The following is a 21302-nucleotide window of genomic DNA, read 5'->3' on the forward strand; positions in this document are numbered from 1 at the left end:
AGCAGGCAGCTGCATGTAAGTTAAAGGATGATCAAAATGAATAGCCAAGCCAAAGTAAACAATAAAAAGCTCAATGCCAAAGAACGTTATCGGATACTCACCCGTGATCTAGATTGGGACTTTTCCTATGCAGATCGTAAAGATGCCTTTCCGTATGAAGAGTTTGAAGGCATCAAAATTACCGACTGGTCGAAATGGGAAGATCCTTTCCGTTTAACCATGGATAACTATTGGAAATACCAAGCAGAAAAAGAAAAGAAGCTATATGCCATTTTTGATGCTTTTGCACAAAACAATGGGCAAATGAATGTTTCAAATGAACGTTATGTCAACGCGATTAAATTGTTTTTAACCGCGGTAACCCCGCTTGAGTATCAAGCATACCAAGGCTATGCCCATGTTGGACGTCAGTTCAGTGGCATTGGTGCACGTATCGCCTCGCAAATGCAATCCATTGATGAATTACGTCATGTACAAACCCAGATTCATGCAATGAGCCATTACAACAAGTTCTTTGATGGCTTCCAAGACTGGGCACATATGCATGACCGTGTCTGGTACTTGTCTGTACCTAAATCATTCTTTGAAGATGCACGTTCAGCGGGGCCTTTTGAGTTTTTATTGGCAATCAGCTTTGCCTTTGAATATGTCCTTACTAACTTATTGTTCGTTCCTTTCATGTCGGGAGCAGCTTACAACGGTGATATGGCGACCGTAACATTTGGCTTTAGTGCACAATCAGACGAAGCACGCCACATGACGCTAGGACTGGAAATCGTAAAATTCTTACTGGAACAGCACGAAGATAATGTGCCAATCGTACAAGAATGGATTGATAAATGGTTCTGGCGAGGAACTCGCCTGCTGTCCATCGTCGGCATGATGATGGATTACATGTTGCCAAATAAAGTCATGTCATGGAAAGAAGCTTGGGAAACTTATTTTGAAGAAGCAGGTGGCGCGTTGTTTAAAGACTTAAGTCGCTACGGGATTCGTATGCCGAAATATAGTGAAGTGATTAGCAAAGAGAAAGAACATGCTTCGCATCAAGCATGGTGGATTTTCTATAACTTCGGTCATGCAGCAGGCTTCCATACGTGGATTCCAACAGATGAGGAAATGGATTGGCTCTCAGAAAAATACCCTGACACGTTTGATAAATACTACCGCCCACGTTGGGAACTTGCTCGAAAAATGGAAGCTGAAGGTAAACGCTTCTATAGCGCGGGTTTACCTCAATTGTGCCAAGTGTGCCAAATTCCAATGACCTTTACAGAAATGGATGGCGACCCAACACTATTTAGCTATCGTGATTCAATTTACAAAGATGAGCGTTATCACACTTGCTCTGATGGTTGTCATGACATTTTTGAACGCGAACCTGAGAAATACATCCAAGCGTGGTTGCCTGTACATCAAATTTTGCAGGGTAACTGTGGTGGTCCAGATTTAGAAAGTATTTTAAGGGATTACTACAACTTTAATGTCGGTGCAGACAATCTCGATATTGAAGGTTCACCTGACCAACAGCGCTGGAAAAAATGGAAAGGCAACGCAGCTTAAACCCTCATCCAAAAATTAAAAAATAAGCAATGGATGTTGTCTAACTCGACAGCATCCGCTCAAGGATTTATTCAAAAGTTTAAGGAAATACACCATGACTGTACAAGCGATTGTTGAAAAATATCAATTTGAACCACTAGATCTACAACAAAATTACGGCGAAAACATGTTGTTGTTTATTGGTTGGGATCATCACACCTTATTTTGTTCGGCACATGCTTTTGTGGTTTCACCAAAACAAAGCTTACAAGCCTTGATTGATGGGCAAATTCAGGCGGGTTTTGAGCAACATCCCGATTTTAAACATATTGATTGGTCTAAAGTTGAATTCCGTTTAAACCGCAATCTTTTACAGGCTGATTTTTCTAAGTCCCTAGAAGATTTGGGTTTTGATCATAAATCTCTCCTGCGCTTTGTAACGCCTGATTTAGCAGGTTACCAAGGTACACATGTTTAAGGAGAACACAGATGAGCTATCAAGTCACGATTGAACCAGCAGGAACCATCATTCAAGTTGAAGAGGATCAAACCATTTTAGATGCAGCATTGCGTCAAGGTGTTTGGTTGCCCTTTGCTTGCGGACATGGCACTTGTGGTACATGTAAAGTTCAAGTCACAGACGGTTTTTATGATGTAGGTGAAGCCTCGCCTTTTGCACTTATGGACATTGAACGTGAAGAAAATAAAGTGTTGGCTTGTTGTTGCAAGCCCGAATCTGACATGGTCATCGAAGCGGACGTGGATGAAGACGAGGATTTCTTAGGCTATTTAGTCCAAGACTACCAAGCCAAAGTCATTGAAATAACGGATTTATCGCCAACGATTAAAGGTGTCCGACTTCAACTTGATCGACCAATGCAGTTTCAAGCAGGCCAATACATCAATATCCAACTCCCTAATATTGAAGGAACTCGGGCATTTTCAATCGCCAATACACCGAGCGAAGCAAATCTGATCGAATTACATATTCGTAAAGTGCAAGGTGGTGCAGCAACACGCTATGTGCATGATGAACTGAGTGTTGGTGAAGAAATGGTGCTTTCAGGACCTTATGGACAATTTTTTGTGCGTAAGTCTGATCAGCAAAATGTCATTTTCATTGCAGGTGGTTCAGGGCTTTCAAGCCCTCAATCGATGATTCTGGATCTTTTAGAACAAGGTGACACCCGTATCATTTATTTGTTCCAAGGTGCACGGGATGTTGCTGAATTATATAACCGTGAAAAATTCGAACAGCTTGTCAAAGAATATCCAAATTTCAGATACATCCCAGCTTTAAATGCGCCTAAACCAGAAGACCAATGGACAGGGTTTACAGGTTATGTACATGAAGCGGTTGCCAATTATTTTGAAAATAAATGCAGTGGGCACAAGGCATATTTATGTGGCCCGCCACCGATGATTGATGCCGCCATCTCCACCTTGATGCAAAGCCGTTTATTTGAAAAAGACATCCATACCGAACGCTTTTTAAGTGCTGCAGATGGTGCAAATGGGCAATCACGTTCGGCACTTTTTAGACACATCTAAAGTTGAGTGGTTGAACCCTTAAATTATCCAATATAGCAACACCAGCTTGAGTGATCTGCACTGATTCCAGATCGCTCTCAAGATACTCATGCCAAATACTCATATCAATCAAAGGAAGATGATGATGAATAGACAACAAATCGATAGCCTCGTTCAGCAAATGAATGTCGCGACAGCAACAGGTGAAGTCAATCTGCGTGTTCAGCAAATCGTTGTTCGTTTACTTGGTGATTTATTCCAAGCCATTGAAGACTTAGATATGTCTCAAACCGAGCTTTGGAAAGGCTTAGAATATTTGACAGATGCAGGTCAAGCCAATGAACTGGGACTTTTGGCAGCAGGTCTAGGGCTAGAACATTACTTAGATTTACGTGCAGATGAAGCAGATGCTAAAGCCGGTATTACAGGTGGAACACCACGAACAATTGAAGGACCGCTTTATGTTGCAGGTGCGCCTGAGTCCGTTGGCTTTGCTCGTATGGATGATGGCTCTGAATCTGGGCATGTCGATGCCTTAATCATTGAAGGCATTGTCACAGACACTGCTGGACAGATTATTCCCAATGCAAAAGTAGAAATCTGGCACGCCAACAGTTTAGGCAACTATTCATTCTTTGATAAATCTCAGTCTGCATTTAATTTACGCCGCAGTATTTTCACCGATACACAAGGTCAATATATCGCTCAAACCACCATGCCTGTCGGTTATGGCTGCCCACCTGAAGGTACAACACAAGCTTTACTCAATTTGTTGGGGCGACATGGTAACCGCCCTTCGCATGTTCACTATTTTGTCTCTGCGCCGGGTTATCGCAAACTGACCACCCAATTTAATATTGAAGGTGACAAATACCTTTGGGATGACTTTGCCTTTGCTACTCGTGATGGACTGATTGCTACTGCACTGGATGTAACGGATCTCGCGAAAATTAAACAATACAATTTAGATAAAGCCTTTAAACACATCAAGTTTAATTTCCAATTGGTCAAGGACGCTGATCAACTCCCCTCTACAAAGGTTGATCGTCGTCGGGTAGCCGCTTAATCAAAAATGTAGTGATGCTTAACCCGTTTAGCTAAAGCTAGCTACAATAAAAATATCATTGAAAAGGAATTTCTATGAAACAATTGATGTTCAAACTTTCAGTTCCATTGATGCTCGGTTTAACCAGTAGCATTGCCTGTGCCACAGAAAATGGGGCTGACTCATTTGCCCTCGGTGCAGAAGGTATGATGGCGGGCGCACTACCACCCGCTGGCGTGTATCTATTAAGCTATTATCAAAATTACCATGCTGGAAGTTTTGACAACGGCCCAGCGAATTTTCATTTAGATGTAAATGCCTTTATCCCCCGTTTGGTCTGGATGACAGAACAAAACTATCTCGGCGGTCAACTGGGTTTCTATGCCATACAGCCTATGGTTGATCTCAGATTATCTGCAGCGGGGATGTCAGATCATAACAGTGGCTTAGGTGATTTAATGTTGGGGTCAATGTTAGGTTGGCATCAAGGAGATCATCACTGGATTGCTGCGATAGAAACAGTACTCGCCACAGGTCAATATGATAAGGCCACAGCACAACAGCCTTTGGTCGCCAATATTGGCAAAAACTACAATACTGTTCGACCGATTTTTGCTTACAGCTATGCGTCAAAAAATGGTTTAGATATTTCAACTAAAATTTCTTATAGCTTTAACACTGAAAATGATGATACCCAATACAAATCTGGCGAATATTTTGCTGGTGATTATAGTCTTGGATATAAACTTACTGATCAGGTTAAAGTGGCTGTTGAAGGCTACGCTTTTAAGCAAACCAAGTCAGATAAGCAACAGGGTGAAAATATTGCGATGCGTGGACAAGTTTTGGCAATTGGTCCTGCCATACAATATCAAGATAAAAACTGGTCAATTGAAGCAAAGTATTTAAAAGAAACTCATGTTGAAAATCGCCCTGAAGGCCATACCAGTGTATTAAAATTTGTTTGGGCTTTTTAGTGGCTATGCTTTGCATTCAACAGTATTTGGTTTTTGTGCTGATGCTCAAATGTAGTTGTTAAATCATACTCTTAACCAGTCATTAACGCCGAATGAGACTCATTCGGCGTTAATTTAGAAACTGTCAATTCGGGTTAAAGTAAAGCTGCAATATATCAACATAAATCACTTCGGTTTACGCCAATGATTATTTATAAATCTAATACCAATTTTTTGCCTTTGGCACGAGATACACAGATCATCATCGATTGCTGTGATGCCTTTTCATCATCACTCAAATACTGATCAAAGTGCTCTGCCTCACCGTCTAGAATTGCAGTTTCACAAGTACCACACACCCCTTCACGACACAAACACTCAACATCAATATTCAATGCTTCAATTGCCTGTAAAATAGTCTGGTTGCCTTGAACTTCGACTTGCTGATTGGATTTCGCCAAAACCACAGTAAATGCTTCACCATCTTCAGGTACGGTTGAAGCAAATTGTTCCCAATGAATATATTCATCTCGATAACGATGAAAATTACAACGATCAATCACCGCATCAATCATTGGCTTTGGCCCACAGACATAAACGTGTGTGCCCTTTGGCTGTGCGGAAATTAATTGATCGAGATCAAGGCATTTCCCATCTGAATCGACATAACTAAAAATATGTTCAACATGTTTTTGTTTAAGCTCTTGCAACAGTGCAGCATGCTCTGGCGAACGATAGGCATAATGCAATTCGTAATCTGCCCCACGTGCAGCCAACTCATCCATTTGCGGCACAAAAGGCGTAATCCCAATCCCACCTGCAATTAAAATATGTTTTGCGCCATTTTCAGCCAGTGGAAATAAATTTTTAGGTTCTGAAATCAGAATTTCACAGCCTTCATTGCATTGCTCATGCATATAGACCGAGCCACCTTTACCTTCTACATCTTTGCGTACGCATACTTGGTAAGTGCTAAGATCCTGAGCACAGCTCATCAGTGAATAGGCATTGGAAAGCTGATCATTCATTTTAACAATGATATGACTGCCCCCATTAAACTGAGGAAAATTTTGTCCATCCTGACGTTTAAATGTAAACCGTTTGATCAATGGTGTAAGTTGCTCTACCCCTGTGACCACTGATGCAAACATTTCATAATGACTTGCCATGTCTAAATCCTCTTTACCACATGTTGCTTTTTTAAGTACTTATTCAAGCGCTTTCTCATTGGAGGGCAGCGTGTTGGATGATCATCAATGAATGTCCAACACGCCTTTATCCTATAGCCCTAAACACATATATTTAATGGTCATGAATTCTTCTAAGCCATACTTAGAACCTTCACGGCCTACCCCAGATTGCTTCACGCCACCAAACGGGACCACTTCATTTGAAATTGCAGTTGAGTTCATCCCCACCATGCCATATTCAAGTTGTTCTGCGACACGCCAGATCCGTGAAATGCTTTCGCTATACACATAGGCTGCCAAACCAAAGATGGTGTCATTGGCCTGAGCAACCACATCTGCTTCATCACTAAATCGAATCAGCGGTGCCACTGGCCCAAAGATTTCTTCTTTGACAATTTCCATGCTTTGATCCACATCAGTAAGCACGGTCGGTTCAAAGAAAGTCTGTCCAAGTGCATGCTGTTTACCACCACAAGCCACTTGTGCACCTTTTTTACGTGCATCATCGATTAGCTGTTGAGCCTTAAGGACGGCTTTTTCATTGATTAAAGGCCCTATCTGTACATTTTCTTCAAGGCCATTGCCAATCTTAAACTTTTCAACTTCTTGCACAAACTTCTCAGTAAATGCCTGATAAACCTTGTCATGTACATAAATACGGTTGGCACAAACACAGGTTTGCCCTGCATTACGGAATTTGGCAAAAATTGCACCTTGTACTGCTTTATCTAAATCTGCATCATCAAAAATAATCAATGGCGCATTTCCACCGAGTTCGAGCGCAAGTTTTTTAATCGTGTCTGAACATTGCTGCATCAATAAACGACCAACAGGTGTTGAGCCAGTAAAAGTCAGTTTTTTGACTTTTTCATGACTGGTAAATACCGCACCAATTTCTTGTGATTGACCTGTTACAACATTGATCACCCCAGCAGGAATCCCTGCCATTTCTGCAAGTTTGGCAATGGCCAAGGCGCAATAAGGCGTTTCATTGGCAGGTTTAATCACAATCGTACAACCCGCAGCTAAAGCTGGCGCAGCCTTACGGGTAATCATGGCAATTGGGAAATTCCAAGGCGTGATCGCTGCAACCACACCTACAGGTTCCTTGGTAATGATAAAACGCTGTTGATTGTTGGTGGTAGGAATCACATCACCATAAACTCGCTTGCCTTCTTCTGCGAACCATTGAATAAATGAAGCAGCATATTTCACTTCACCTAAGGCTTCAGCCAAAGGCTTGCCTTGTTCAATGGTCATGATACGAGCCAGTTCGTCAGCATGTGCCAATACCAACTGATACCAAGCCAATAATAAATCTGCGCGTTTTTGTGCAGTTAAGGCTTTCCACGTTGCTAAGGCTTGATATGCAGCATCAACAGCGAGGCTTGCTTCTGCTGCCCCCATATTGGGAATAAGCCCAATCTCTTCACCTGTTGCTGGGTTGGTGACGGGTACAGTGGCATTGGATTGTGCATTGATCCACTGACCATTTACCCATCCGCGTTGTTGAAATAGCGGACTACCTTGCAAACTTGACATGTCATGATCCTATGGTTTGAAAGCAAGGTACGACTTTATTTGCCGTACCTTTAACTTGAGCGCTTCTCTAAAAAAACATGATCGAGCTGTTTACCCCAGTGATGTTTTGAGAGGCTCCCTTAAATGATTATTTGTGATATTGCGCAACGAGGTTTTGGAAATAAGCAATGCCGTGTTCACTAATCCCCGAACGTTGCTTATCCGTCATGATTCGCCCTTGACCGCGATAACCACGTGACTTTAAGCCACGTTGCACACTTTCAACCAGATTTAAATCTTCTGGGCGGAAGACATTACGATACCATTCAATCAAATCTTTTTGGTCTTGAGTCAGTTCTTCATTGGTAAAGTAAATATCATAATGTTGTAATGTCGTTTCAGCATCTACAGGAAACTCATAAATTACGGTCATAAAATTACCGCCTGGTGGCACATTAAACATGGTGCAAGGCCATGTCCAAAAACCACTAAAGGTTGGATCTTGTACCGATGGATCCAGCTTGAAGGATTTTTCTGAAGAACGTGCATAACCATATTGCAAGGTCCAGTTTTGATGTGTGGTATGCCAATATTTATCCACCTGAACAGAATCAGCAAAGCCCGGATGCGCAGGACCACAGTGATAACATTCCATATAGTTATCTACAATCACTTTCCAGTTCGCTGGTGTTTCCGTCACAAAGCGTGCTGCAAGTTTTAAATCTTTGATGACCGCACAAGTTTCATTGAGCTTTTGTGCAAACTCAGGCAATTGATCTTCAACACAAGTGGCATTTTCATCCATATTGATAAAGATAAAACCGGCATACTCTTCAACTTTTACAGGCACCATACTTGAGTTTTGTTTATCAAAGGATTCAACATGATCACAGTTACGTGCCAGCGCCAAACTTCCGTCTAGCTTAAATGTCCATGCATGATAAGGACAGGTAATCACATTTTTCGCTTTACCACTACCACTTAACAACTCATGCCCACGATGCGGACAGACATTATAAAAAGCCCGTAAGACGCTGTCTTTACCGCGAATCACAATAATATTTTCACCAATGACCTTACGGGTAATATAGTCATTGGCTTGTGCCACTTCACTGCCGTGTGCAACGCAAATCCAGCTTTTTGCAAAAATTTCTTCTTTTTCACGCTCGAAAACTTGAGACGATGTATAGAACACTTTGGGAAATGTCCAAGCAACGTCTGGGTTTGAACAGAAATCTTCTGGTAATTTTTCAACTGCATTCATGTTTTTACTCCATTAAACTCTTTTTTGTCCTAACGACCGTTTGTTTAAAATTGGCTGATGTTCAAATCAATTGAACATTGGCTTTAACGAACTCAGCATGCGCTGATATAAATCTTGCACCACAGGACAGTCACGTACTAAACGTAAACTGCCATGTAGTAATCCTTTACCGAGATAAAATTCGGTTGCAATATTGGCCTGTTTTAACTTGTCAGCAAAAATACGCCCATCATCACTGAGTGGGTCATACTCAGCAACGGCAATAAAACTACGGGGCATATCAGAAAAATCCTGTGCCAACAGTGGTGATAAACGTAAGTCCTGCCAGTCACTTGCATTTGGCGCATAGGCTTGCAAGTAATCATGCATATCCGCTAGCGACAGTAACGGTGCATCTGCTTGCTGCTGACAAGATGCCGTATCAAAACCACTACTCAAACATGGATAAATCATTGCCAGACCACAGGCTTGAGCCCCTGTATGTTGTAATTGCACTGCAAGTGCAGCCGCTAAATTACCGCCCGCACTGTCCCCCATCAAAACAATTTGATTTGGATTAATCTTCCATTGCAGGCCATGTTGATAGAGCCAGTGATATACCGTTTCACAGTCTTCATATGCAGCTGGAAAATGGTGTTCTGGTGTTAAGCGATAATCCACACTCAGCACAGCAACATTTAAATCACGACATAAATAGCGGGTGATAAATTCATGCGAATCAAGATTCCCCACCATCCAACCACCACCATGAAGATATAAAATACATGGCCAACCTGTCGCTGGTGCTTCACCCAATGGTGAATACAACCGAACATTGACTGGATGATTGAGCTGCGGCACAGTTTTATCTTCAATATTGACCGTACCATCACGTGGTAAGGTGTAATGTAAGCACATCGCATCATACGCAGCCCGAATAGAATCGATATCATCATCCGCAGGTGAATAAATGCTGCTCCAATACACCAGACTTTGCATTTCTTCACTCAATCTATAGTGCATGCTCGATTGTTGTGTCATGACAATTCCTTTTGACTGGTTTTATCCGCAGTGGGTTCAATTGCAACATCAATGTGCATATGTTTATTTGCGTCTGTTTGATCTAAAGATTCCAACTCACTAAAACTCATTTGCTCTATCAGATGGGATGGAACCTTTGAATAATCCTCTATCAACCATTTCACCAAGCCATAGGTCTGTATCAAAATAATCACAATGAATGGCAATGCAGTCACAATGGTCGCGGTCTTCATGGTGTCCAAAGGTGCTTTAGAGAAAATCATCGCAATCGGGACAAGGGTTAGCATCACACACCAGAACAAACGGGCATTTGGTGATGGGTCTTGCCCCTCACGTAAACCACGGGTACAAGTTGCCGACACTGCATAGCCCACAGCATCCATATGTGCTGCAAGAAAAATCACCATAATCCCAAGGAAAATCCACATCATCAGCTTGCCAGCAGGCAATAAACCAAGCAGTTGGCTAATCGCAACTTCACCACCTTGTTGGCTTAAAACTTGTGGCACATTGACCATACCGTGAATAAAGTTATAGACACTGTAGTTTTCAAACACCCCAAAGATGAACCATAAACCAACGCTACCGCCGATGACCATGGCAAGAATCACTTCTTTGATGGTACGTCCCTTTGAAACACGCGTTACAAATAACGCCACACCCGGTGCATAAGAAATCCACCATAACCAATAAAATACGGTCCATTCACGGGTGAACTTTCCATCGCCCATTGGGTCGGTAAATAAACTCATATCGACAAAATTGGTTGCCATTAAGCCAAAGCTCATCAGCGAGTTATTCATAATGAATTGGGTCGGCCCAAAGCACAGCACATAAATCGCAAACAACACCACACCTAAACACACCATATGGCTGAGACGTTGCATGCCCTTATCCATCCCCACATAAGAACTCAGGGCGAATAAAATCGATACTGCAAAAATAATCACCACTTTGGTCATAAAGGTATTGGGGATACCTGTCAGCTGCGACAAAATATTGGTAAAAGTCACCGCAGTCAGCACCAAAGAAATCGTTAAAGCACCGAACATACACAACAAGAACATCAGATCGACAAGGCGCCCAACAGGTCCAGTTGCTTTAAAGCCAGTGACCGCTTCAATCATTGACGCCAAACTTAAGCCTTTATTCTTTCTGACATGGTAGCTATAACACAGTGAAATTGAAGCCAGCGCATAGATCGACCAAGCACTCAATCCCGAATGAAAGAATGAGTAAGCAACGCTATATTTCAATGCTTCCGCAGATTCAGGAGTTAAATTTAGACCCGGTGTTTGATAATAATAAGCCCAGTCTAAGAAGCCCCAATATAAGGTCGAAGAACCAATACCCGATAAAATGAACATGAAAATCCATGACATGGTACTGTATTGCGGTTTGCCTTCACCTAATTTGATTTTTCCATATTTACTGAACGCCAAAGCAAAGGTAAAAATAATTGATAAAAATGCAAATAAAAGCACTGGTGTAGTAAAAACAGATGTTGTCCACTTCATCCATTGAGCAGCAAGCTGTATAGATTCAGTCGAGTAAATTGCCAAACCAGCCACCGAAATAAACACAACGGCAAGACTGGTTATTGCAAGTGTCTTATCTGTATAAAGTTTTGTATTTTGATTATCCATATCCATTCAATCCATCTTGGATCCTGATTGTTTATTCCCTAAGGGCGATTACTCCATCGCGAATAAGTCCATTTTTTGATGTGTTACAAATGCTGCAATCGCATCTCCAACATCGTCCGTTTTGGCTGTTCCACCCACATCTGGTGTTTTCGGGCCATGTAGCAATACATGTTCAATCGCCTGCATAATCTCTTGGCCTGCTTGAACCACCTGTTCGTCGCCATCTGCCAAGAAATCCAACATCATTGCGCCAGACCAGATTGCAGCAATTGGATTGGCAATTTTTTGACCATAAATATCGGGTGCAGAACCATGTACAGGTTCAAACAACGATGGGAAATTACGTTCTGGATTTAAGTTTGCAGAAGCAGCTAAACCAATCGTTCCTGTACATGCAGGTCCCAAATCCGACAAAATATCACCAAATAAGTTTGAAGCAACCACGACATCAAAACGTTCAGGCTGTAACACAAAACGCGCGGCCAAAATATCGACATGCTGTTTGTCTGCCTTGATTTGCGGATATTGTTTTGCCATCTCATCAACACGTTCATCCCAGTACGGCATACTGACTGCAATACCATTTGATTTGGTTGCTGCGGTAACTTTTTTAGCATCGCGTTGATTGGCAAACTCAAAAGCATATTTCAAAATGCGGTCTACACCATGACGGGTAAACACAGCTTCTTGTAAAACAAACTCACGCTCAGTACCTTCAAAAGCCTTACCACCAATCGCAGAGTATTCACCTTCGCTATTTTCACGTACCACGTAGAAATCAATATCCCCCGGTTTTTTACCTGCAAGTGGGCATTTCACCCCTGGCATTAAACGTACTGGACGTAAATTCACATATTGGTCAAAACGACGACGGAACTGTAGCAATGACCCCCAAAGAGAAATATGATCTGGCACTTTTTCAGGCCAACCCACTGCACCAAAGAAAATCGCATCGTATTGCTGTAAAATTTCAAACCAGTTGTCGGGCATCATTTTTCCGTGTTCAAGATAGTAATCACAACTTGCCCACTCAAACGCATCGAACTGTAGCGCTATGCCATATTTGTCTGCAGCTGCCTTTACAACCTTGATCCCTTCTGGTAGAACTTCTAACCCGATTCCATCGCCTGCAATCGTCGCAACTTTATACTTTTTTGCCATAACGCTCCCTTACACCTTTGGTTAATATCCTTAGCTGTAAACATGCTATTTTCAGCAAAAATGATCAATAATAAAACTATCACCCCAATGGACACGGATCGTGAATAATCTACCTAACCTATCGGATTTAAAGGTTTTTTGCACAGTCGCAAAACGTAAAAGTTTTGTTGATTCTGCTGAGGAACTGGGTGTTTCGCCTGCGTTTATTAGTAAACGCATCAACATTTTAGAAAACAATTTAAACTGTAAATTGTTTCATCGCAGTACCCGTCATGTCAGTTTGACTGAAGATGGCAAACTGATTTTGGAGCGAGTTGCTCATATTTTGGATGAATTTGATGAAATCAGTGAGTTGGTCAATAACCCTTTAAGTACCCCCACAGGCCATCTGGATATTGTCAGTAGCTTTGGTTTTGGACGGAAACATGTTGCACCGATCCTGTCTAAACTGCTGACCATGTATCCAAAATTAGAAATTCAGTTTGATACAATTGATAATACGAAAGATTTAATTCAACACAGTATTGATCTGGATATTCGGATTGGTAATGAAATTGCACCCAATATGATTGCCAAAAAAATGGTTTCTAATTTCCGAATTTTTTGTGCTGCACCAAGCTATTTACTAAAAAATGGAATGCCTGAAAGTTTAGACGATTTGCGTAGTCATGATTGCTTAACCATCAGTGAACGTGATCAATCCTCGGTATTATGGAAATTACGCCACGCTTCAGAAGATATGTCGGTACATGTCACCCCACGTTTTATTTCCAATAATGGTGAAATTATTCACCAATTGGCAGTCGAAGGTCATGGCATTATCTTACGTTCAATTTGGGATGTTGCAGATGAGTTGATTAGCGGTCAGTTACAGCATATTTTGCCTGAATACTGGCAAGATGCCGATGTATGGGCAGTCTACCCGTCACGTTTAAAAAGCTCGTCTAAATTACAGACCTGTATCCTGTTTATCCAAAATGAATTACAGAATCGATTGCAGCATGTTCAGAACCTATCACGTGGACAACTGATTCAACCGGTAGAATCGGTAACACAACACACTGAAAAGGTATTTTTATAATCGAGATGAGCTGCCTGCTTTCTTTTTTTAACAACATCATGCACATTAATTCAATCATGAACATGCAGGCAGCATATGAGCACGGCAATATTTGGCCTTATTTTAATCGCAGCGGCATTTCACGCCACATGGAATGCTATTGTCAAAGCAGGCTCAAATAAATTTTTAACCACTGTACTGGTGACTGCATCAGCAGCAGTTTTAGCAGCGCTACTACTGCCCTTTTTCCCGATACCACATCGCGCTAGTTGGCCTTATATTTTAGCCTCAACGGGAATACAGATTCTCTATTTTGGCATGGTTGCCAAAATTTATCGCGTCGCGGACATGGGACTAAGCTATCCTCTTATGCGTGGTACTGCACCGCTTATTGTGGCAGTTTTAGGGACATTCTTGCTGCATGAAACATTAGAACTCAATGCTTGGCTTGGGATCATTACCATTTCCATCGGCATTTTATCTATGATCTTCGCAACCTCTCAAACAGGACGAAAAGGAATTGGCTTAGCCTTGCTCAATGCAGTTTTAATTGCTGGCTATACCTTGGTGGATGGTCATGGTATTCGTCTCTCCGGATCACCCATTTCTTATATCTTATGGAGCTTTGTGCTCTCGGGTCTGATCTTTTTTATGTTTGCCTTGAAAATGCAATATCAACAGATGGGTGATTATTTTCGTCATAATTGGCATTTCGGTTTAATTGGTGGGATTGGCTCATTTTTCTCTTATGGACTCGCATTGTGGGCGATGACACTTGCACCAGTTGCTATTGTTGCCGCACTGCGTGAAACCTCGATTTTATTTGCTACGCTAATTTCGATTTTTATTCTTAAAGAACAAGTTAATGTTATACGTATTGTCTCGTCATGTATTATTTTAATCGGGGCATTGGTCCTAAGAGCTGCCTAACCCTAACAGCCGTTTATTCCTAAGTACCAACTATTCCTAAGAATGGCTGGCGTAGGCAGAATCGAAAAAACCAGTCTATTTAAAATAGGCTGGTTGATCTTCAATGTTAATTTTAGAAGTAATAACCAAGTGATAAGTAAAATAATTTATTCCACTGATTACTGTCGCCTTGTGCAAGACCGTTGGCACTGCCGCCTGTCATTGGATCATTACGACTCCAAATATATTCGCCCTGAATCCCTACTGCTTTATAATTAAAATACACCCCAGCAATTAAACGATCTGAATCTTGATAGCCCTTCTGATCTTTAAAGAAACGGCTATAGGACAGATAAGGTTTAATATTTTCCAACTGATAAAAGGGTTGAGCCAAGGTGTAATTAATTTCATTGGCTATAAATTTGCCTTTATTGGCCACTTGGTAGGGATAATCAAATGCTCCGATGGTTGAGCTATTTGGCAGAAGATTATCGGCATTTTTAATGTTCTGTTCACCTGCAAGGAAGAGCCATTGCCATGCTTGATAATTGGTTGTGCTAAATACACTCCATGTACTTCGATGACCATCTTGCTGCGTGCGATTATTTTCCAGATCTGAGTACCAGAATGAACCACCTATCTCAGTTGAAAACTTTTGCGCTGGGTCTAGCTCAAATTTTCTAGATAAGCGCGTCACCCACATATTTTTTTCATCGATATCTGTACCTTGGCTTAAATCATCGGCTTGAACAAAGTTACCACTATAGCGGCTGGCGTCTTTAGACGTTCCTGTATAATTACCACCATCTGTTGGATAAAAACCTAAAATAAAATTGTATTGATCATTTTTAAACTGATACTTCGCACCTAGATTTTGAATATCTTCTAAGCCAACGGTATTTAGCAAGGTTTCATAATAGCTGTTGCCCCACAGTCGACCAAATCCAAAATCAACTGACTGAAAGCCCACGGTAAAGCGTTGTTGGTCTGAAATTTTATATCCAGCCCAAGCATCTTTTAAAAATAATCCATCACATAAACGGCTGTATTGGTAACAGCGTAGATCTAATGAGGCAATCCAATTTGGATTTTCATAACTCAATACTGTTTTAATATCTGCAAGCTGCCAGTCCTTATTTTTAGAACCTTCATTTGCCTCAACGATATAATCTTTGTACATATATCGGGTACGGATTGCGCCGGAAAGTTTAAGTTCACCTGATTCTGTTTTAGGGTCACCTATACTTAAATCTGCTGCAAAACTAGGCATGCTGACCAAAAGCCCCATTGAACCTATAAATAGAAATAACTTCTTCATTGTTGTACATCCTTGTTTAACCTCATATAAAAATGAAGAATTTATGTACAACAAACAATGGGCAAACTATAAAGTCGGAATTTACAGACTGTGTTTAATGCGGATTGATTCAATCACGATAAGGAGGTAAAAAACTGTGATTTTTAGGTTTTATTGAAAAAGCTTGCTTATTGAGGAATTAAAATCAATTTTTAAATTTATTATAGAGAATGGCTGGGTTTCATATAAAAATAAATATCAATAACTTAAAATAAATTTTCACTTATAATAATGATAAAGCACGCAATCAATGGTAGATGTTCTGTTTAATTTCATTCTTTAAATCTAACTACATGCTGCAATTGTTGTTGTGCTTTTATAAAGAAAAATGTTCCAATTATCCATCTCATTAAATTTAATTGGAACTCCAGAAGGTGTTACCTCATATTTTTTTAATGGAAATAAAATATCCAAACTAAAATTATTGCCATAACAAAAACTTATAAAATTTTTATCATTAGATTCAATTACACGCCAGCCATTTTGAGCCAATTGATTAAATATCATTTTCATTTCACCCTGATCTAAGTCAATTTTTTTAATTTCAAACAGTGCATATTGCTCACCATAATTATGATTACCACGAGCATTAATATCCTCATATTCATAAATATAACCATGAAAATATATATTCATAAAATTCTTAAATCGATCAGGAATAATTTCTGCTTTATCTGTATTTGAACATGCGGCCAGCCAAAACACTAGAAATGAGGTTACGATAGACTTAATATTTTTTTTCATAACGATCCTAAAACCTAATTATAAGTATTTTTTAATTCTATTTGGCACTTTGCTTAAAAGACCTAATTTTTTCATCTCTGCATAATATAGAGCGTAGTTTTTCCTAGCGAGCGGTTCATTTTTTTGTGCGACATAAATATCGGCTATATTTAAGTAAACTACTGCTCTACTTGGATCTAGTTTTACAACATGGTTTAAAATGTTTAAAGATTCATTATAATAGCCTAATTTATATAAATAAAATGCAGAATCATTAAGCTCTAGAACATCATTTTTGCTATATACAGGCAATTGGCAATTTATGCTTTTGATTATTTCATCTATTTGTAATTTCTCAGACTTTTCCAATTTCTTTAAATTTTGGCTTGTTGAATAATTCATATAAACAACTGCGCCTCTTCCCCCACCTACATCAGCCTCCCAAATAGGTAGATCTTTTTGCTTATCCCACTTTCCAGCACACATACCACTTAACATTGTCGGAATAGCATCAACAATCACTTTATTTTTATTATTGATAATTAAACAGTAACGTTGATCATGATCTGAAATCGGTAACGTCAAAAAGTTATATTTTTTAGTAATGTATGAATATTCAGGAAAGGCTTCTTTCGATGAAAGACTAAAATTTGCATCACTTAAATTTAGTGGACTGCAATTTTTATAGCTTAAAAAATCAGGAGTTGCATGTACTGTAAAAATTGTACTACTTAACAATATAAAGAGCGTTTTCTTTAGCATTATCGTTGTCCTAATGTCGGTGTTAAATATTTACAATTATTCGTACCATCATCTTTAAATCTATAATATACAACCCAATAGTCTAGGTACTTTTTTGTTATACTAAACCCATTCTTGCCATCTTTCGAAGAATAATTTTGTTTTGTAGGATATAAGATTGCCATTTCATTTTTTTCATCATAACAGTATATATCTTGATTCTCATAGGTTGATTTAACTTTTTTCCAATCCATATCTTTAATTCTTTTTGTTACAGCGCTATTATAAAAGTCAATACTCATGTCTTTTTTACTAACAAAAACATTATAATTTTCGACCTTATCCTTGACTATAACTTCAACAAAATCATATTTAACATCATAAAATATTTTTTCACTTACCAAAGAGAAATTTAAACTATCTTTATTTTCATACATATTTGTATTTGAGCTACACCCCACCATTAAAACAAATAAAATACATATATATTTCAACACTATAAAACCTTCGACTTTCAACCCTATTAATTAATCAGCACTTCAAACAAGAAAATACTATCTTAATTTTCATTCACTCCAAATAATTTTAAATAAAAACTCCGTATAAATTACTCACAACCATCTACACCAGAGCTACTATATGCATAATAAATCAGCCAATTATTATCAAAATTACTAATATTAATACTACCTCCATCCTTATCCAAATATTCACTTCTTTCTGGATATAGAATTCCTAACTTATTATAAATATCATAACAATATACATTAAATCCCTGATACTCATACTTCTTGACCCATCCTTCTTTTAATATTTTTTCCTCAATACCCAAAAAAGTAGACTGACTCATAGCAGATTTAGATATTACAATATTAGAAATTTCAGCACTAGGCTTCACTATTCCTGCCTCATATTTATATTGATATCCTTTAAAGACATTTTTTAAAAAATCTTGAATATCAACTCTTTTTTCATTTGGATTATTATTTACACAAGACACCAATAAAAAGAATAATCCTAGTATAGAAAAGAATATTTTATACATTTTAAATCCATAAATTTTATCCAAAGTTGATTTTAGTTTTCTCAATAAAAAACCATTCAAAATTTAGCATCCTTACAATATGAAGTTCCTTCTTTTATATACTTTATACTTATCCCCCACTTATCAAGAGAACTAGACTTTATGTATAACTTCTGACCAAATTTATCATAGTATTCCATTCTTCTTGGATAAATAATTGTCATTTGATTATACTTATTATAACAAAAAACATACTGATCCTCAGATGTATAAACCAACTTCCATTTTTTCTCTATTTTACTTTTTATCATTTCAAAATCAGACAAGGATAAATCAGACTTAGGAATAAAAACATTATAGTAGTTCGCAAAACCTCGTTGCATACCTACCTTTAAATCATAATTATGACCTTCAAACAAGTAAAAAACTTCTTTCTCAACTTCAATTTCATTGTTTTCAGAACTATCTTTATGTATGCCATTACAAGCTTGCAAAAACAAGATCAAAGTCATTAGATAAATAAACCTCTTGATAGCACATCATCCTTAATAATTTATGTAAAAACGCAGCACTACATATTGCTAATATTTTATGGCTTATTATAATATCCCATACAATAATCAACACCATAGGCATTAAAATATAACTCTAGAGCCCAATTATTTTTATCATCATATTTAAATATATTACCTTTGGAATCATAATGATTATTTTTACTTGGAAATAGAATTGATAAAATCTGATATTCATTTAAACAATATTTAAACAACCCATCATTATGATCAACCAATTTCCATCCATTCCTATTTAATTTTTTTTGAACTTGTTGAAATTCATAAAAATCCATTTTTTTCTTACTTATATCAATAGCCATATATTGCGTGACATCTTTATCAATAAGGTTAAATGATTTTGGCTCATATTGAACAAAATAAGTATTTATAACTTTATTAAAATCCTCTTTATAAACGATATCAGTTGGCACATTACTTTTTTTAATTATGCAACCTGAAATAAATAAAGTACACAACATTATTATTACAACCAGTTTTTTCATTACACCTCTAGTTTTATTTAAAACCTCCAACTTACAACCTGTATCATAGCTTATAGACTAATTAATTAGAATAACAATTTTAAAAAAAATTCATCTTTCTTATCAGGAAACAAATAATAAATTAAAAGAAAAATTAATGAAACTCTTACTCCTATTGCTTGTATTATTAAAAATAAATATTAGCTCATTAAAACGTATTAGATAACCATCATTAAAATAATTATAATTGACCGCTAAAAAAATAGGGATGATTCTCTGCTCTCAGATTAGATATAAATGTACCTAACACAACTTCAATAATTATGCTAAACATATAGAATGGTTTTTATGAGCTAGCAATCTCAAAAGATCTATAGTTCTTTTAACATATCCTTAGCAAACTCATAACCTCCATTTGCAGCTATTTCCAAAAACTCTTTAGCTTTAATTTTATTTTTTGGCACACCTAAACCATTTAAATACATATATCCTATGTTTGATGCCGAAACAACTTTAATATCTTTATCTGTAGAGTTAAATAATATTAAAAAAATATCCAAAGCTTGTCTATAGTTTTTATCACAATTTCCTCCTGTTAAGTATTCTGCACCTAAATTTATACCAGCAGGCATATACCCATTTTCAAAAGAATTTTTATATAATTTACAAATTTCAGGAATTCTTAAATTTTGATAATGAAAAACTTTTGCTTTGACAAAATCGCCAACGATCACATCATGTTCAATTAGTTTGTTTGCCAATAAATCAGCTTTTTTTAGATCACGATAATCTTCCAAGTTTGGCATTTCACCTAAATATAAAGAGGCTAAATCAACAAGTGCAAACCAATATTTTTTTTCAACTGCTATATTATTATTTTCAATAAAACCATCAACATCTCCTTTTTGTAAATCTAGTAATGCTATTTCTGAATAAGAGGCTGGAATAAATTCTTTTGATTGATTTAATAAAAATAATGCTTTTTCTGTATTTTTTTCAACACCACTCCCTCTAATATACCTTGCACCTAAATTATGCATTCCCAAAGGGCTACCCAAATCTGCCGCTATTTTTATGTATTTAATTGACTCTTGAATATCACCATTTTTTGAAAAATAATCTCCTAACCAAGCATTCGCCTCAGGATTATTATTATCTGCAGAAAATTTTATAAGTTTAAATCCTTCACTTTCATTCTTAGCAAAATATTTACCATAATATTTCAAATTCCCTAAAATATATGCATCAGCTGGTCTATTATAGTTTTCTTCTAAACATTTCTTTTCATTTTCAGTAAAATTATTAAAATCTATACCGCAATTTGGATAAAGCTTTTTGTTTACCTCATCATTAATGCTAATAGGTACTTTACCACATCCTATTACTCCATTTGCATTGGTTATTTCACAAGGAACTTTTATAACATCAAAACGATTGGATTCAGTATTAGAATTTATACATCCATTTAAACCTCCCAATATTAAAAACAATTGGATTAACAATAAAGCTTTCATAAACCCTCTATATAAAACATTTTTCATCTACAGAAATCAAAATCGTATTAGTCAAATTCTAAT

21 protein-coding genes are annotated in these 21302 nt (G+C 37.9%); 7 read left to right on the forward strand and 14 right to left on the reverse strand.

Annotation, left to right across the window (positions count from 1 at the left end):
- The first annotated feature begins 36 nt into the window (after positions 1 to 36).
- The 5 genes from L3V46_RS12965 (at position 37) to L3V46_RS12985 (ending at position 5094) form a co-directional block, all read left to right on the forward strand.
- Positions 37 to 1563: an aromatic/alkene/methane monooxygenase hydroxylase/oxygenase subunit alpha gene (locus L3V46_RS12965; protein WP_239045908.1), complete on the forward strand. Its 1527-nt coding sequence runs from the start codon at positions 37 to 39 to the stop codon at positions 1561 to 1563.
- A gap of 94 nt (positions 1564 to 1657) precedes the next feature.
- Entirely contained in the window at positions 1658 to 2020 is a 363-nt protein-coding gene (locus L3V46_RS12970; RefSeq protein ID WP_004721365.1) for a phenol hydroxylase subunit P4, read from the forward strand.
- Between the two features lie 11 nt (positions 2021 to 2031).
- Positions 2032 to 3093 (forward strand): phenol 2-monooxygenase domain-containing protein, encoded by a 1062-nt coding sequence (locus tag L3V46_RS12975; RefSeq protein ID WP_224965292.1) that lies wholly within the window; start codon positions 2032 to 2034, stop codon positions 3091 to 3093.
- A gap of 124 nt (positions 3094 to 3217) precedes the next feature.
- Positions 3218 to 4138, forward strand: coding sequence for a catechol 1,2-dioxygenase (catA, locus tag L3V46_RS12980; RefSeq protein ID WP_239045909.1), 921 nt, complete (start codon positions 3218 to 3220; stop codon positions 4136 to 4138).
- Between the two features lie 74 nt (positions 4139 to 4212).
- On the forward strand, positions 4213 to 5094 hold the full coding sequence (locus L3V46_RS12985; RefSeq protein WP_239045910.1) for a transporter: 882 nt from the start codon (positions 4213 to 4215) through the stop codon (positions 5092 to 5094).
- Between the two features lie 191 nt (positions 5095 to 5285).
- Here L3V46_RS12985 and cntB read toward each other — a convergent pair whose 3' ends face one another.
- The 6 genes from cntB to L3V46_RS13015 form a co-directional block, all read right to left on the reverse strand.
- The gene (gene cntB / locus L3V46_RS12990) at positions 5286 to 6242 is read right to left on the reverse strand and encodes a carnitine monooxygenase, reductase subunit CntB (RefSeq protein WP_239045911.1); all 957 of its coding nucleotides are present in this window, start codon (positions 6240 to 6242) and stop codon (positions 5286 to 5288) included.
- 111 nt (positions 6243 to 6353) lie between these two features.
- A complete protein-coding gene (locus tag L3V46_RS12995) occupies positions 6354 to 7805 on the reverse strand; it encodes an NAD-dependent succinate-semialdehyde dehydrogenase (protein ID WP_004721374.1) in 1452 nt (483 codons plus the stop codon).
- A gap of 127 nt (positions 7806 to 7932) precedes the next feature.
- A complete protein-coding gene (gene cntA, locus L3V46_RS13000; RefSeq protein WP_004721375.1) occupies positions 7933 to 9048 on the reverse strand; it encodes a carnitine monooxygenase subunit alpha in 1116 nt (371 codons plus the stop codon).
- 66 nt (positions 9049 to 9114) lie between these two features.
- Positions 9115 to 10068 carry an alpha/beta hydrolase gene (locus L3V46_RS13005; RefSeq protein ID WP_239045912.1) on the reverse strand — a complete coding sequence of 318 codons (954 nt, stop codon included), beginning with the start codon at positions 10066 to 10068 and terminating at the stop codon, positions 9115 to 9117.
- Positions 10065 to 11720, reverse strand: a complete 1656-nt coding sequence (locus L3V46_RS13010; protein ID WP_016539053.1) for a BCCT family transporter — start codon at positions 11718 to 11720, stop codon at positions 10065 to 10067. Before L3V46_RS13010 ends, L3V46_RS13005 begins: the two co-directional genes overlap by 4 nt.
- 42 nt (positions 11721 to 11762) lie before the next feature.
- Positions 11763 to 12875 (reverse strand): tartrate dehydrogenase, encoded by a 1113-nt coding sequence (locus L3V46_RS13015; RefSeq protein ID WP_004721382.1) that lies wholly within the window; start codon positions 12873 to 12875, stop codon positions 11763 to 11765.
- 100 nt (positions 12876 to 12975) lie between these two features.
- Between L3V46_RS13015 and L3V46_RS13020 the strand changes: the two genes are divergently transcribed.
- The gene (locus L3V46_RS13020; RefSeq protein ID WP_151802786.1) at positions 12976 to 13956 is read left to right on the forward strand and encodes a LysR substrate-binding domain-containing protein; all 981 of its coding nucleotides are present in this window, start codon (positions 12976 to 12978) and stop codon (positions 13954 to 13956) included.
- A 75-nt stretch (positions 13957 to 14031) separates the two neighbouring features.
- The gene (locus tag L3V46_RS13025; RefSeq protein WP_239045913.1) at positions 14032 to 14865 is read left to right on the forward strand and encodes a DMT family transporter; all 834 of its coding nucleotides are present in this window, start codon (positions 14032 to 14034) and stop codon (positions 14863 to 14865) included.
- Between the two features lie 112 nt (positions 14866 to 14977).
- Here L3V46_RS13025 and L3V46_RS13030 read toward each other — a convergent pair whose 3' ends face one another.
- The 8 genes from L3V46_RS13030 to L3V46_RS13065 form a co-directional block, all read right to left on the reverse strand.
- A complete protein-coding gene (locus L3V46_RS13030; protein ID WP_239045914.1) occupies positions 14978 to 16162 on the reverse strand; it encodes a hypothetical protein in 1185 nt (394 codons plus the stop codon).
- A gap of 324 nt (positions 16163 to 16486) precedes the next feature.
- A complete protein-coding gene (locus tag L3V46_RS13035) occupies positions 16487 to 16945 on the reverse strand; it encodes a hypothetical protein (protein WP_239045915.1) in 459 nt (152 codons plus the stop codon).
- 18 nt (positions 16946 to 16963) lie between these two features.
- A complete protein-coding gene (locus L3V46_RS13040) occupies positions 16964 to 17686 on the reverse strand; it encodes a tetratricopeptide repeat protein (protein WP_239045916.1) in 723 nt (240 codons plus the stop codon).
- Positions 17686 to 18162: a hypothetical protein gene (locus L3V46_RS13045; protein ID WP_239045917.1), complete on the reverse strand. Its 477-nt coding sequence runs from the start codon at positions 18160 to 18162 to the stop codon at positions 17686 to 17688. The genes L3V46_RS13040 and L3V46_RS13045 overlap by 1 nt, the downstream gene beginning before the upstream one ends.
- A gap of 110 nt (positions 18163 to 18272) precedes the next feature.
- Complete coding sequence (locus L3V46_RS13050; RefSeq protein WP_239045918.1) at positions 18273 to 18770, reverse strand: hypothetical protein; 498 nt, start codon at positions 18768 to 18770, stop codon at positions 18273 to 18275.
- Positions 18767 to 19201 (reverse strand): hypothetical protein, encoded by a 435-nt coding sequence (locus tag L3V46_RS13055; RefSeq protein WP_239045919.1) that lies wholly within the window; start codon positions 19199 to 19201, stop codon positions 18767 to 18769. The genes L3V46_RS13050 and L3V46_RS13055 overlap by 4 nt, the downstream gene beginning before the upstream one ends.
- Positions 19202 to 19278: 77 nt before the next feature.
- On the reverse strand, positions 19279 to 19746 hold the full coding sequence (locus tag L3V46_RS13060) for a hypothetical protein (RefSeq protein WP_239045920.1): 468 nt from the start codon (positions 19744 to 19746) through the stop codon (positions 19279 to 19281).
- A gap of 350 nt (positions 19747 to 20096) precedes the next feature.
- On the reverse strand, positions 20097 to 21239 hold the full coding sequence (locus L3V46_RS13065; RefSeq protein ID WP_239045921.1) for a tetratricopeptide repeat protein: 1143 nt from the start codon (positions 21237 to 21239) through the stop codon (positions 20097 to 20099).
- Positions 21240 to 21302: the final 63 nt, after the last annotated feature.

It is taken from the genome of Acinetobacter sp. AG3, assembly GCF_022343575.1.
Lineage (GTDB): Bacteria > Pseudomonadota > Gammaproteobacteria > Pseudomonadales > Moraxellaceae > Acinetobacter > Acinetobacter guillouiae.